Source organism: Mesorhizobium sp. M5C.F.Ca.ET.164.01.1.1, from assembly GCF_004792125.1.
Lineage (GTDB): Bacteria > Pseudomonadota > Alphaproteobacteria > Rhizobiales > Rhizobiaceae > Mesorhizobium > Mesorhizobium wenxiniae.
Genome location: NZ_SRTG01000216.1, coordinates 1 through 372 on the forward strand (window position 1 = coordinate 1; position 372 = coordinate 372).

The 372-nt window shown below is 64.5% G+C and carries 1 protein-coding gene; it reads right to left on the bottom strand.

Annotated features, from left to right (window positions below):
• On the bottom strand, window positions 1-321 hold a 321-nt coding region (locus tag EN807_RS33195; RefSeq protein WP_189522677.1), incomplete at its 3' end, for a VOC family protein.
• Window positions 322-372: the final 51 nt, after the last annotated feature.

A 372-nucleotide genomic window follows, 5' to 3' on the forward strand; every position in this document is an offset into this window, starting at 1 on the left:
CGAAACCAGGTGATCCTGCGCGCTGTATCGCAGGCCCGATGCCTTGAGGCGGGCTGCCGTGTGGGCGAGATCGCGGCGGCTGGTAACGTGGATGGCGACGTGGAAGAGATCGCGCGACTTCTGCGGCAGCGGCAATTGGGCGCCGGCATGGAGCACGATCAGCGTCCGGCCGCCGACGCCAAGCTCCGCCTGGGCTACGTCCTCGCCAAGCGGTGCCAACCCAAGCGTGTCGCACCAGACATTCAAGGCCGCCGGCACATCGGTTACCCTCAGATGGACCGGCCCGAGACGAGTCATCGGAGACAGCAATCCTTCGTCCATCGTCGTCTGTCCGATTGCGGCCGACGGCATATTAGCCGTGAATGAAATTCC